At 69.8% G+C, this 13,106-nt stretch carries 9 protein-coding genes and 3 pseudogenes; 6 read left to right on the top strand and 6 right to left on the bottom strand.

Features of this window, described 5'->3' with window-relative positions:
• Together AC08OJ_RS14200 and AC08OJ_RS14195 are read left to right on the top strand one after the other, a co-directional pair.
• A partial coding sequence (locus AC08OJ_RS14200) for a serine/threonine-protein kinase (RefSeq protein ID WP_476595959.1) occupies positions 1-1,557 on the top strand: 1,557 nt, incomplete at its 5' end.
• Positions 1,558-1,837: 280 nt separating this feature from the next.
• Positions 1,838-2,482: a ribonuclease FAU-1 family protein gene (locus tag AC08OJ_RS14195; RefSeq protein WP_476594413.1), complete on the top strand. Its 645-nt coding sequence runs from the start codon at positions 1,838-1,840 to the stop codon at positions 2,480-2,482.
• Positions 2,483-2,517: 35 nt separating this feature from the next.
• Here AC08OJ_RS14195 and AC08OJ_RS14190 read toward each other — a convergent pair whose 3' ends face one another.
• Positions 2,518-2,688, bottom strand: coding sequence for a hypothetical protein (locus tag AC08OJ_RS14190; protein ID WP_476594414.1), 171 nt, complete (start codon positions 2,686-2,688; stop codon positions 2,518-2,520).
• Positions 2,689-2,762: 74 nt separating this feature from the next.
• Between AC08OJ_RS14190 and AC08OJ_RS14185 the strand changes: the two genes are divergently transcribed.
• Positions 2,763-4,460, top strand: coding sequence for an ABC-F family ATP-binding cassette domain-containing protein (locus AC08OJ_RS14185; RefSeq protein ID WP_476595958.1), 1,698 nt, complete (start codon positions 2,763-2,765; stop codon positions 4,458-4,460).
• 16 nt (positions 4,461-4,476) lie between these two features.
• Here AC08OJ_RS14185 and AC08OJ_RS14180 read toward each other — a convergent pair whose 3' ends face one another.
• Positions 4,477-5,655, bottom strand: a complete 1,179-nt coding sequence (locus AC08OJ_RS14180) for an HAF repeat-containing protein (protein ID WP_476594416.1) — start codon at positions 5,653-5,655, stop codon at positions 4,477-4,479.
• A gap of 426 nt (positions 5,656-6,081) precedes the next feature.
• Here AC08OJ_RS14180 and AC08OJ_RS14175 point away from each other — a divergent pair, with 426 nt between their 5' ends.
• The 3 genes from AC08OJ_RS14175 to AC08OJ_RS14165 all read left to right on the top strand — a co-directional run bounded on the left by AC08OJ_RS14175 (position 6,082) and on the right by AC08OJ_RS14165 (position 10,356).
• Positions 6,082-6,528, top strand: coding sequence for a P-loop NTPase family protein (locus tag AC08OJ_RS14175; RefSeq protein WP_476594174.1), 447 nt, complete (start codon positions 6,082-6,084; stop codon positions 6,526-6,528).
• A 353-nt stretch (positions 6,529-6,881) separates the two neighbouring features.
• On the top strand, positions 6,882-7,748 hold the full coding sequence (folD, locus tag AC08OJ_RS14170) for a bifunctional methylenetetrahydrofolate dehydrogenase/methenyltetrahydrofolate cyclohydrolase FolD (protein ID WP_476594175.1): 867 nt from the start codon (positions 6,882-6,884) through the stop codon (positions 7,746-7,748).
• 268 nt (positions 7,749-8,016) lie between these two features.
• The gene (locus tag AC08OJ_RS14165) at positions 8,017-10,356 is read left to right on the top strand and encodes an MMPL family transporter (protein ID WP_476595957.1); all 2,340 of its coding nucleotides are present in this window, start codon (positions 8,017-8,019) and stop codon (positions 10,354-10,356) included.
• A 280-nt stretch (positions 10,357-10,636) separates the two neighbouring features.
• Here AC08OJ_RS14165 and AC08OJ_RS14160 read toward each other — a convergent pair.
• The 4 genes and pseudogenes from AC08OJ_RS14160 to AC08OJ_RS14145 form a co-directional block, all read right to left on the bottom strand.
• Positions 10,637-10,999: pseudogene (locus AC08OJ_RS14160) on the bottom strand (cytochrome P450); the annotation flags it as partial.
• 221 nt (positions 11,000-11,220) lie between these two features.
• A pseudogene (locus tag AC08OJ_RS14155) lies at positions 11,221-11,985 on the bottom strand (cytochrome P450).
• 222 nt (positions 11,986-12,207) lie between these two features.
• On the bottom strand, positions 12,208-12,660 hold the full coding sequence (locus tag AC08OJ_RS14150) for a cytochrome P450 (protein WP_476595956.1): 453 nt from the start codon (positions 12,658-12,660) through the stop codon (positions 12,208-12,210).
• 24 nt (positions 12,661-12,684) lie between these two features.
• Positions 12,685-13,053, bottom strand: a pseudogene (locus tag AC08OJ_RS14145) (GTP-binding protein); the annotation flags it as partial.
• Positions 13,054-13,106: the final 53 nt, after the last annotated feature.

The following is a 13,106-nucleotide window of genomic DNA, read 5'->3' as shown; positions in this document are numbered from 1 at the left end:
GGCACGGTGGCCGCGCGGTGGATGATCGACAGGCGGTATGAGCTCGAGGCTGTTCCATTGGCCAAAGGCGGAATGGGTAAGGTCTGGGTCGGCCGGGATGTGAAACTCGACCGGGAGATCGCGGTCAAGTTCGTCCGTTTTCCCGACGGCCAGCCGGACCAGGAGCTGATCCGCCGGTTCATCCGGGAGTCCCGCATCACCGCCCGCCTGTTGCATCCGGGGGTGCCGGCGGTGTACGACGCGGGTACCCACGAGGGGCGTCCCTACCTGGTCATGCAGCGGGTGCACGGCCTCAGCGTGGCGGATCTTGTCGCCGAGCAGGGCGCGCTGCCCGTCGGCTGGGCCGCCGCGATCGCCGCCCAGGTGGCCTCGGTGCTCGCGGTGGCGCACCGGGCGTCGCTCGTGCACCGCGACCTCAAACCGGCGAACCTGATGCTGGAGCCGGACGGCACTGTGAAGGTGCTGGACTTCGGGCTCGCCGTCGCGCTCGACCGGACCAACCTGTCGAAGATCACGGCGACCGGCCAGCACCTCGGCAGCCCCGCCTACATGGCGCCCGAGCAGGTGCTTGCCGGCCTGAGCACGCCGGCCACCGACATCTACGCGCTGGGTGCCACGCTGTTCGAGATGTTGACCGGTCAGCGGCTGTTCGCCGGTTCGTCGTCCTACACGGTGATGAACAAGCAGGTCGAGGAGGTCCCGGCGCGGGTGCGGTCGCTGCGCGCCGACGTGCCGGGCGGCCTCGACGAGCTGGTCGCCGCGATGCTGCGCAAGGCGCCGGAGGATCGCCCGTGCAGCGTGGAGAAGGTGTACGCGGCGTTGATCGGATCCGTGGTGGGCCTCGGCCCGCTTCCCGGGGCCGTCGACGACGCCGCGGACAACCCGGTACGGCTGTACGCGGCGGTCGCGGCCCGGGTGGTACCGCGCGGGGCGGCCCCGAACACTGCCCCCTCCACCCGGAGATCCACTGCTGGGCCGCCCGGGGAGCCCGATGGCGGGATCAGGCGGTCCGATCTTCGTCGTGCCCGGGACGAGGCTCGGACGTTGGCCCGGGCCTCCCGCTACAGTCAGGCCGCCGGTGTGCTGGCGGCGGCGGTGGACCGGGCCGGTCGTTCCCTCGGCCACGACAGCGCGGATGTGCTCGCGCTCCGTCTCGATCTGGCGGACCACCTGTTCGAGGGCGGCGACTTCCGCCGCGCCGTGGACGGCTACCGCACGCTTCTCGTCGATCTTGTCCACCGGGACGCTCCGGACAGCGAGCGGGTTCTGCGCTGCCGCCTGCGGGAGGCGACCTGCCGGGCCCTGATCGGTGAGACCGGCCAGGCGCTCGAACAGCTTCGTGGGCTGCTGGAGGACGAGATCAGGGTGTTCGGTGCGGACGACGCCCAGGTCTTCGAGCTGCGACGGCAGATCGGGCTGTTGCAGCTCGGCGCCGGCCATCGGGCGTCGGCCGCCGAGACCCTCTCGGCGCTGCTCGCCGATCTGCTCAGGGTCTGGGGGACGGAGCATCCGATGGTGCCTGTCGTCCGGGAGTTGCTGGCCGGTGCCGGCGGTTGATCGACGGCGGAATCGACCGTCATGAGAGTCCCATCCCGTCTGTCGTGGGGTTGTGGTGGGGGGCACGCCGGGGCAGGACGGCACCGTACAGTCGGACGGTGACGAAGCTGGGAAAGCCCCGTGGCGTATGATCCCGCTTCCCAGGCTGGTCCCCAGGCCGGTACCCATCTCGGTACCCAGGTTGGTACCCAGGCATCGCCACCGCTCGGTTCGGGCGCCGCACCGGCGGGTCCGTCCGGGCGAATTCGTTCCAGGAGAATTCGTCCCGGGCGAAGTGGTCGTGCACCGGTCGTTTACCACCAAGCGGCTCGTCTTCGTCCGCGCGGGTCACGTGGTCGGCCACGATGAGCGCGGCCTGCGGCTGTGGATCCCGCATGGCTGCCCGATGGCCGTCGAGCTGAGCACGGACGGTCGCGGCCTGCGCGACATGCCGTTCGCCGAATGGATCCGCCAATCCACGGTGCTGGTGGAGAGGGCTTGGCCTGGGCCGAACATCCTTATGATGATCCCGCCGGCGGGTGCGCACTCGGTGTGGTGGTTCTGGGACCGGCAGGGGCGGTTCGCCCGTTGGTACATCAACCTCGAGGCACCTGCCGTGGCCTGGCGCCACGACGGACTCGTCGGGGTGGACACGACCGACCACGACCTCGACCTGTGGGTCTCCCCGGACCGGACCTGGCAGTGGAAGGATGAGCACGAGCTCGCGGAACGGCTCGCGTTTCCCGAGCACTACTGGGTCACCGACGCGGCGGCGGTGCGGGCCGAGGGCGAGCGGCTGCTGCGGCTCGTCGAGACGGGGGCGTTCCCGTTCGACGGCACCTGGTGCGACTTCCAGCCGGACCCGTCCTGGCGCACACCGGCTACCCTGCCGCCTGGCTGGGACCGCCCGCGGGCGCCGGGCACGACCGGAACCGGCCCGCACTGACGGCGATGTCGACGGCCGGCGATGTCAACAGCCGGCTACGTCGAGAAGGCCCACCCTGACCAGCGGGCCACCGTCACGATGATCGCCGGCCCGGCGGGCGGGGCGGCCTGGTACTGGTCATATCGGGTGATGAGCAGTTCGATGGCAGCGGCGTGTCCGGGTTCGCCCGCCCGGACCCAGCGTACGAACCCAGCGTACGGACTCACCGTAGGGTCCCACCGGATGGATGCGGCCCCAGGGGGCGGGACGCGATGCGCCGTCCATGCGCCAGACTGGTCAGATGTCTGCCACCCTCGTCGCGTCCGGTCTCACCGTCACCCGCGGTGGGGCGACCGTCCTCGACGGCGTCTCCCTCACCGTCGCGCCCGGCGACCGTCTCGGCGTGGTGGGGCCCAACGGCGTCGGCAAGTCGACGTTGTTGCGTGCCCTCGCCGGGCAGGTGGCGCTCGACGCGGGCCGGGTGGATCTCGCGCCGCCGACCGCCAACGTCGGCCTGCTCCCCCAGGAACCCGACCGCGACCCCGGGGAGACCCTGCGGGCCTTCCTCGCCCGTCGCACCGGCGTCGCCGCGGCGCAGGCCGAGCTCGACGCCGCGACCGAGGCGTTGGCCCTGGGCACGTCCGGGGTCCCTGGCACGTCTGGGGCTCCTGGCACGTCTGGGGTCGACGACCGCTACAGTGTCGCCCTGGAGCGGTGGCTGGCGATCGGCGCGGCCGACCTCGACGCCCGCGCCGAGGAGGTGTGCGCCGATCTCGGTCTGCCCGCGGGCGCGCTCGACAGCCCGACGACGGCGTTGTCCGGCGGGCAGGCCGCCCGGGGATCGCTGGCCGGCGTCCTGCTGTCCCGGTTCGACATCACCCTGCTCGACGAGCCCACCAACGACCTCGACTTCGACGGGCTGGAACGGCTCGAGCGGTTCGTCCAAGGCGTGCCCGGGGCGCTGGTCGTCGTCAGCCACGACCGCGAGTTCCTCGACCGCACCATCGACACCGTCGCCGAACTCGATCCGCACCGGCACGGCCTCACCCTCTTCGCCGGCGGATGGACGGCGTACCTGCAGGCCCGGGAGGTCGCGCGGCGTCAGGCCCGGGAGCGGTACGAGGAGTACGCCGGCCAGCGGGCCGATCTCGTCGCCCAGGCGCAACGCCAGCGGGAGCAGGCGGTGCGGGGTTCGGTGCGGGCGAAGTGGCGGATGCCCGACGGTGACCGGGCCGCCAAGGGAGCCCGGATCGAGGCGGCGACGAAGAGCGCGGCCAGGGTCCGGTCCATCGAGTCCCGCCTCGACCGGTTGGCGGAGGTCGAGGAGCCTCGCAAGGAATGGCAGCTGCGCATGTCGATCGCCCCCGCGCCCCGGTCGGGCGATGTCGTCGCGACGTTGACCGGCGCGGTGGTGGCCCGATCGGGCTTCACTCTGGGGCCGGTCGACCTGACGATCGCGTGGGCGGACCGGGTGGTGATCACCGGGCCGAACGGCGGGGGCAAGACGACCATGCTGGGTGCGCTGCTCGGCCGCATCCCCCTGGCCCGGGGGCACCAGGCACTCGGGTCCGGCGTGCGGCTCGGCGAGATCGACCAGGCCCGCGGCCTGTTCCGGGGTGAGGCTACGGCGCTGGCCGTCGTCGAGCGGGCGACCAGCTGGCCGGCGGGCGAGGTGCGCACCCTGTTCGCGAAGTTCGGTCTCGGCCCGGATCAGGTCACTCGGCCGGCGGCGTCCCTGTCACCGGGAGAACGCACCCGGGCGGGGCTCGCGCTGCTGCAGGCGGTCGGCGTGAACTGCCTGGTGCTCGACGAACCCACCAACCACCTCGACCTTCCGGCGATCGATCAGCTCGAACAGGCGCTGGCCGGCTATGCGGGCACCCTGCTGCTCGTCACCCATGATCGGCGCATGCTCGACACGGTCGCCGTGACTCGCCGGCTGCACGTCGACGGCGGCCTCGTCACCGAGAAGCCCCTCGTCACCGAGAAGCCATTGTGACGGGCCGCTGAGAACGTCAGGAGCCGGTGTTCGGCCAGAATGCCGCCTGGGGGAACGGGGAGTCCGTGGTGGTCGCGGAACCGAGCACGACGTTGTTCGGGGTGACGGCGTTGCCCGCGCTCACCGGTCCTCCGAGGGTGCCCAGATCGGTCAGCCGGCCGCGGTACCAGCGGAACGCGTGGCTGCCTTGACCCGAGGGCGCCGTCCCGCACACCACACCATGATCATTGAGGTCGAGAAGCTCCAGCGGGCCGAGCGGTGAGGTGATCGGGATGCGGCGGCCCGCGATCCACAGGAACCCGCCATCTGACGATCCGAGGCTGCGCACCAGCACCTGACCGAGACTGTTCACGGCGACCGCCTCGCTGTGCAGGTCACTGCCGAGGGTCCCGAGATCGGTCATGCGGCCGCGGTCCCACAGGAACGCGCGGGAATAGCCGTCCGAGGTCTCGCTGGTCCCCACGACCTGCCTGGCGTTGTTCACGTCGGCGACGACGGTCGAGGAACCGCCGAGAGTCCCGAGATCCGACATCGTGCCGGCTGACCAGAGGAACCCGTGGCTGGCGCCCTCCCGGGTGAGGCTGTTACCCGCCACCCTTCCCTGCACCGTGACGGCCACGGCGGAACTCAATGGTCCGCCAAGTGTGCCCAGATCCGTCATCGTGCCGTTTGACCATCGGTAGGCGTGCTGCTCGCCCGTCTTGGTGGTGCTGGTCCCCACGATGAATCCGGTGTCGCTGACGTCGACCGCGGTACTGGACCGCCCGCTCTGGGTGGGGGTGCCGCCGAGGAATCCTAGCGACTGATAGATGCCACGGTTCCAGCGGAACGCCTCCCGGCTGTAACGCGTGATGTTCTCGCCGACGACCACGCCGGCCTCGCTCACCGCGGCCGGCCGGCTGTTCCCCGGCAGGCCGTGCACCGTACCGCCGCGGTAGACGAACCCACTGAGCTCGGATGGTGAGGTCTGCCAGTAGCCCGCGAGAAGGCCTGCGGTGTTGCCGCCGGTGAGGAGACCGGAGGCCCCGGCCGGGGATGGAATGTCCACGACGGCGGGTCGGGCGGGCGCAGGTGGGGAGGACGGCGCCGCGGTGGCCGCGTCCGCCGCGGTGGCGGAGCCGAGGTAGCCGAGCGACCAGGGCACGAGGGTCGTGGCCACCGTGGCGGCACGGATGAATGTCCTTCGATCGTTCATCGCGAAATGATCTCCTCTGGCCGGCTGTCACGGTCAGCCGTCGACGGTTATCGGCCGACGTCGGTCGACCGGCTGGAGGAGTTCGTGGAGCCATCACGCAATGCCAACTCTCCGAGGCCGGAGGATTGCAACATGATCTACCGTCGTCAATCAACGACACGCTGGCGCCGTCGGCGGCTCACCCTCTCGGCTCGGCGGTGGCGGTCGGGTGGGCGGTGGCGGTCGGGTCGGGACGAAGCACGATGTTTCACCACCAGGCCGGGTGCACCGGTGGGACACTGACTGGGTGAATGCGCTCGGGACGAGCTGTGACTCCGCGCCGGCAGCGATGCCCTCTGACGCCCGGCGGATCCTTGTCGTCGGCAGCGGCGGGGCGGGCAAGAGCACCTGGCGCGCGAGCTCGCGCGCCAGACCGGACTGCCGCTCGTGCATCTCGACCGGTACTTCTGGCAACCGGGATGGGTCGAGACACCCACGGCGCAATGGCGGTCCGTCGTCGCCGACCTCGTCGCCGAGCCCGCATGGGTGATGGACGGGAACTACGGCGGCACGCTGGACCTGCGCATTCCCGCCGCCGACCTCATCGTGTTCCTGGACCTGTCGCGGCGGATCACCATCCCACGAGTACTGCGACGCTGGGCACGGTGGCACGGACGGAACCGTCCCGACCTCGCCGCGGGCTGCCCGGAACGGCTCGACCTCGCTTTTCTCACCTGGCTGTGGAGATATCCGAGTACCAGCCGCAACCGTCTCGCCGACAGCATCGCCGAACACCACGCCGGACACCGGGTCGTTCGCCTGTGTACCCCGCGTGAGGTTCGTCTCTGGCTGGCCGCCGTGGCCTATTCGGGAGTTCCAGCGGCCCGCCGGTGACGGCCAACCGGCTGTGCCCGGTCATCGGCTAGCCGTTGCCCGACCGTCGCCCGGTGAATTTGGGGGACCTGAGCACGGTCTGCGGTCCCTGGACCGTGCCTTGCTCCCCACAATGTGGCCGCCGTCGGCGTTTCCCGCGCCCGAGGGTTCCCCGCGGTGGTGGGTATGACGGTACTGAGCACCTGTGCGCTCTGTTGGCGTAGCGTGCTCGCTCGGGCTCCGCCGGACGCCGGGGGACCGCGCCAGGGGCCGGGGAGACCGCGCCGGACGCCTGGCTGACCCGGGCATGACCCGGATCGGAGACCGGGTAGAACCCGGGCATGATCTGACGACCGTGACGCGAAGGGCCGATAGTGAGCGCAGTGATCATCGACGGCAAGGCCGTCGCCCGCAGAGTGAGTGAGAACGTGGCCAGGGAGGTCGCCGAGTTCCGCGACCGGACCGGCCTCCAGCCCGGCCTCGCGACCGTGCTCGTGGGTGATGACCCCGCGTCCGCCGTGTACGTCGGCGGCAAGCGTCGGGCCTGCCTCGAGGCCGGCATGGCCGACCTGCATCAACACCTGCCGGCCGACACCTCCCAGGAGAAGGTCGCGGCACTCCTGGACGATCTTGCCGCCGATCCGGCCGTGTCGGGTATCTTGCTGCAGCTTCCGGTGCCCGAAGGCTTGGACGGGGCCGCGCTCGTCGGCCGGATCCCACCCGGGAAGGACGTTGACGGGCTCACCACCGCCAGCGTCGGTCTGCTCGCCCGGGGTCTGCCGGGTCTGCGGCCCTGCACACCGTCCGGAATCATCGAGTTGCTGGACTCCTACGATGTCGAGTTGTCCGGTACGCCCACGGTTGTCGTCGGTCGTTCCGAACTGGTCGGTCGTCCGGTGGCACAGCTGCTGGTGGGACGTAATGCGACTGTAACTATCTGTCACTCCCGTACGCGGGACTTGGCGGCGGTCTGTCGCGGCGCCGACGTGCTCGTCGTCGCCGCGGGAAAACAGGCGATCATTGGCGTCCACGCGGTGAAGCCAGGCGTCACCGTCATCGACGTCGGCATGCACCGGACCCCGCAGGGCCTGCGGGGCGACGTGGATTTCGAGGCGGTGCGCGAGGTGGCCGGGAAACTGACCCCGGTGCCGGGCGGGGTGGGGCCGATGACGATCGCGATGCTGCTGCGCAACACCCTGCTCGCTGCGCAGGCCGCCGCCGGGGCTGACGGTCCGGGCTGACGGTCACCACGAGCCGCTTGCCGCACCGAGTCACACCCCGGACTTGCGGGTCACATCCCTGACGTGAAGGTTTTCATCGGTTCTTCGCCCGTCGGCCGGTGGGGCCGACGGGTTCTGTCGGTGGCATGCGCCAGAATCGCCATCGTTGGGACAGGATGTGCGTTCGGCGTGGGGAGACGGGCATGACCAGCGGGGACGAGTCCGAGGTCGGGGGCGGCGGCGGGTCGGCGGCACGGGCGGAGACCCGCCGGCAGCACCATCCCCGCCAGTGCCGGCACCACCAGCGGCACAGTTCCCGCCGGGGCCGGCCGTCGCCGGGGCCGATGCGGTGCGGAACGCTCCCGGGGACGGCAACGGTACCCCGGCGGATTCCGCTTCCGGCCCCGCCGGTTCCGGTGGCCGTCCGGCGCGCGCCCGCCGGCCACGCATCGTCTACGTCTTCGCGGTCCTGGCTGTCGGCTGGCTCCTGCTCGGCGGCGTCGGCGGATCCTACCAGGGTAAGCTCAGCGAGGTCCAGAAGAACGACAACGCCGCCTACCTCCCGAACTCGGCCGAGTCGACCAAGGTCGACACCGCGTCGCGGCAGTTCCGCTCTGTGCAGACGATTCCCGGCTTCGTCGTCTACGATCGCCAGGGCAGGCTGACCGCGCAGGACAAAGCTAAGATCACCGCCGACGTGAGGTCCTTCGCCGGGATCCACGGGGTGGACGCCGGTCAGCTCGGGCCGCCCCAGTTTGCCCGCAACGGCGCTGTGGCCGCCGTGGCCGTGCCGCTCGTCGCCCAGGACGGCGGCCGGGAGGTCAAGGGTGATGAACTCGTCGACGTCGAGAAGGCTGTCGTCGCGGCCGCCCGCGACGGGGCACCGGCCGGTCTCGCCGTGCACCCGGCCGGGCCGGGGGGTCTGCTCGTCGCCTTCATCGAGGCGTTTTCCGGCATCGATGGGCTGTTGCTGCTCGCCGCGGGCCTTGTCGTCGTGGGCATCCTGCTGTTCGTTTACCGCAGCCCGGTGCTGTGGTTCTTCCCGCTGTTCAGCGCGGTGCTCGCGCTCGGCGTCTCGGCGCTGATTATCTACCCGTTGGCCAAGAACGACGTCCTCACCCTCAACGGGCAGAGTCAGGGCATCCTGTCGGTGCTGGTCATCGGCGCCGGCACCGACTACGCACTGCTGCTGGTGAGCCGCTACCGGGAGGAGTTGCACACCTACCCCAGCCGGGTCCAGGCGATGATTGCGGCCTGGCGGGGCGCCGCTCCGGCAATCATCGCCTCGGCGGCGACGGTGATCCTCGGTGAGCTGAACTCCACCCGCAGCCTCGGGCCGGTAGCGGCGATCGGCATCGCCTGTACGGCCCTGATCATGCTGATCTTCCTGCCGGTGTTCCTGGTGATCGCCGGACGCTGGATCTTCTGGCCTCGCATTCCCCGCGTCGACCACCAGGTCGACCTCACCGGTCACGGTCTCTGGGCACGCTTCGCCGGGGGCCTCGTCCGCCGGGCCCGGTGGGCCTGGATCGTCACGACGGTCGTGTTGCTGGCCTGCTCGTCCCTGATCGTCACCCTGAAAGTCGACGGCCTGTCGACGACGGACAGCCTGACGGGGCGGCCGGAGGCGATCGTCGGCCAGGAGATCTTCGACGCCAACTTCAGCCAGGGGGAGGGCGCCCCGGCCGTCATCATCACCAACACCGCTGCCGCCGTGGACGTCATCGCCGCCGTTCGGAAGGTCGACGGCGTCGCCACCGCTCCCGGCTCGGTCTGCGTGGAGGTCGACTACCCCAAACTCGCCGCCCGGTCGGCGTCCGGCGGGCGCCCGGCGGCGAGGGGTCCCGACGGCTGCGCACCCGCGTCGGTCCAGGTCGCCCCGGTCGACGGTCGAATCGCCATCGACGCCGCCATCGTCTACCGCTATGACACCGCCGAGGCTTACAACACGATCACTGAGATCCGACGGGTCGTCCGGGAGGTGCCCGGGGCGGACGCCCTGGTCGGTAGCCAGTCGGCGATCAATCTCGACACCCAGAACGCCTCGCGCCACGACCGCAATCTGATCATCCCGATCGTGCTGGTCGTCATCCTCCTTGTGCTCGGCGTCCTGCTGCGGGCACTGCTCGCCCCGGTCCTCCTGATCGCGACGGTGGTGCTCTCGTTCGCCGCGACGCTGGGCGTGAGCGCGGTGGTGTTCAACCACGTCTTCGGGTTCGCCAACGCGGATCCCGGCTTCCCGCTGTTCGCGTTCATCTTCCTCGTCGCCCTGGGGATCGACTACAACATCTTCCTGATGACCAGGGTCCGGGAGGAGACCCTCATCCACGGCACCCGTAGCGGCATCGTGCGCGGCCTCGCGGTCACGGGCGGGGTCATCACCTCGGCCGGGATCGTCCTCGCCGGGACGTTCGCCGTACTCGGCGTCCTCCCGCTGGTCTTCCTGGCTCAGTTGGGTTTCTCGGTGGCCTTCGGGGTGCTGCTGGACACGGTTCTGGTCCGCTCGGTCCTCGTGCCGGCACTGAGCCATGACCTCGGTCCGAAGATCTGGTGGCCCTCGAAGCTCTCCCGACACGCACTCGCCCGGCCCGGCCTCCGCGCCAGGACCGAAGCCAACGCACGTCCCTGATGCCCGGGCACCCGACGACTGCTGGTGACGTGCTGTAGTCGCCGGCCGGGGTGGCAGGAGGCGCACCCGCCGCCTGGAAAGATCTCGTTCCGCCCAAGGAACTGGATCCTCGTCCCGTGGCGATCCGGGCTGCCCTATCGGCCCCCCGTCCTCGGCGGAGGGTGCCGGACCCAGCCGCACGGGAACGGACTTTCGATGCCGGTGAGGCGGGGCCGGGGACACCACGCGGGCAGCGGGGCTGGCCGCCGGGCCTTACGGGACGCTACGAGACACGCACGGGCTCGGACGGGTGCTCGACCCGCCAGTCGATGTAGTCCCCGAACTCCTCCCAGTCGAAGTTCACCGCCTGCGCGGCGCGATCCTCGTCGTCCCGCAGCCGTAGGCCTTCGTCGAGGCGGTCCCGGATCGCCTCCTGCCCCGTCTCGGGGATACCCAACAGGTAGCCGATGGTGCGCATGGGCATCTGCGCGCCCAGGTCTTTGATGAAGTCGAATCGGTCGATGCCGACGAGGGGATCGAGGCAGCGTGCGCAGAACTCGCGGATCTTCGGCTCCAGCGCGTTCATCTTCCGGGGAGTGAAAACCTTTGTCAGGAGGCTGCGGTGGCTGCTGTGGATCGCTGGGTCCTCGAAGAGGATGATGCCCGAACGGTTGATCGCCGGCATATCCTTACTTCCTTGGGTGATGAGGTGAGACACCCGGCCCGCGACCGCGCCGGTGGAGTGAACGTCGCGGAGTAAGTCATCGTCTCCGGCGCTCCTCCGGGGCAACGAAGCCTTCTGCGCCCGGTCGGACTGCCGCAAATATCCGCGGTACCGCTTCTTTCCGACGTGAATCCCGAGGGGTGACAGGGTCGGTCAGGTGGTCAGGAAATCTTTTCCAGCTGGACCGGTAGCCCGTCCCGTGGAACAGGTAGCGGGAAACGGTCTAATGATATCCGGTAGCCCGGTGCCAGGCTCCACCGGTACCGCAGCAGCATCTGGTGCAGGATCGCCTTCACCTGCTGACCGGCGAAGTGCAGACCGATGCAGGTATGTGGCCCGCCACCGAACGGTTGCCAGGCGTAGGGATGTACCTTGGATTCGGAATAAAATAACTTGTTCACTTCGGGGTCCTCGCGAGCCCGTGACCTGCGAAGACGCATATTGGCTTGCATTAATTACTTCATTACGAATTCCTTGTCCTCGCGACGATGGTCCGCGAACCGCTCCGGGTCGAACCGTTCCGGGCTCGGCCAGTACTCCGGCATCTGGTGGGTGAAGGCGAGCGCGAGGGCGGCCACGGTACCGGCGGGCACCGTGACGCCGAGCACGTCGATGTCTTTCACTGTGGCGCGCAGGAGGATCGGCACCGGCGTGACCAGGCGCAGCGCCTCCTTCATGACCAGAGCGAGTGACGGCAGCCGATCGAGGTCGGCATGGTCCACCGCTGGCGTGCCGAGGGCGAGCGACTCCTTGCGGCATCGCTGCTGCCACTCCGGATGCCGTGCCAAATAGTAGCTCATGCTGGTCATCGTGATCGTGGACGTGTCGTGTGCGGCCACCATCATCAGAATCATGTGGTTGACAACGTCGTCGTCGCTCAGCCTGCTGCCGTCCTCGGCCTCGGCGTGGCAGAGCCGGCTGAACATGTCGGTGCCGCTCCCGGCTCGTTTCGCGGGCACCCGCAGCCGCAGGAACTCCTCCAGGTACCGGCGCCCGGCCAAGCCACGCGACCAACGTAGCCCGGGTGCCGGCATGCGGACCACCGCGCCCGGCGCGCGGATGCAGGCGAACAGCGCGGCGTTGAACCGGTCGGCTTCCGGTCCCAGCCGTTCACCCATGAAGATCCCGATCGCCAGTTCGAGGGTGAGCTATTTGACCGCGGGATAAACCTGGAACCTCGCGCCCGGCCGCCACCCCGCGACGCCCCGTTCGATGGACGGGTTCATCCCAGCGAGATAGCCGCGCAGTCTGTCCGGGGCGAACGCGCTGGCGAGGATCCGACGGTGATGGCGGTGCTCGTCGAAGTCAAGCATGCTCAATCCGCGCCGGAAGAACGGCCCGGCTATCCGTTGCTGCCCCGGGCCGTTCGCGAATGCCTGGTCATGGTTGCGCAGCGCCAAGCCGGTGGCGTCCGGGCCGAGCAGGCTCACCACCCGCAGTCCGAAGGTCCGCTCCCATGACACCGGGCCATACCGGTCGTAGCGCTGCCGCCAGTGCCGGGCAGGGTCATGTAGGTAGCGCAGGGTGTATCCCACCAGGGGCGGACCTCCGTCGCCCGGCACCGATCCCCTGGAACCCCCCACCGCCATGAAACCGCCCACCGCCACGACGCTCTCACGTTCTCTTTAAGGTTGCGACGTATTGGACGCATTGTAAGAACCGCCGCGCGGGGACAGTTCGGCGAGCTGGGCCCGTACCCAGGAGGTCACGTCCGCGGCCGTGGGGTCGGCGGTGAGCGAGGTGAACACCACCGGACGGGCACCGCGGGCCGCGGCCGCGTCCCGGGCCATGATGTCGAGGTCGGCGCCCACCAGGGGAGCCAGATCGGTCTTGTTGATGACCAGCAGGTCGCTGCCGGTCACCCCCGGCCCGCCCTTGCGGGGCACCTTGTCGCCCCCAGCGACGTCGACGACGAAGATCTGCCGGTCGACCAGCCCGTAGCTGAACGTCGCGGTGAGATTGTCGCCACCGGACTCGACGGGGACCAGGTCCAGGGATTTGCATTGAAATAACTTGATTATTCTATGTCGGGTCTACGGGAAGTGAA

This window comes from Frankia sp. CgKIO3 (assembly GCF_977946435.1).
Note: the sequence above shows the minus strand (reverse complement) of the source record. Positions and strands in the feature narration are given on the sequence as shown.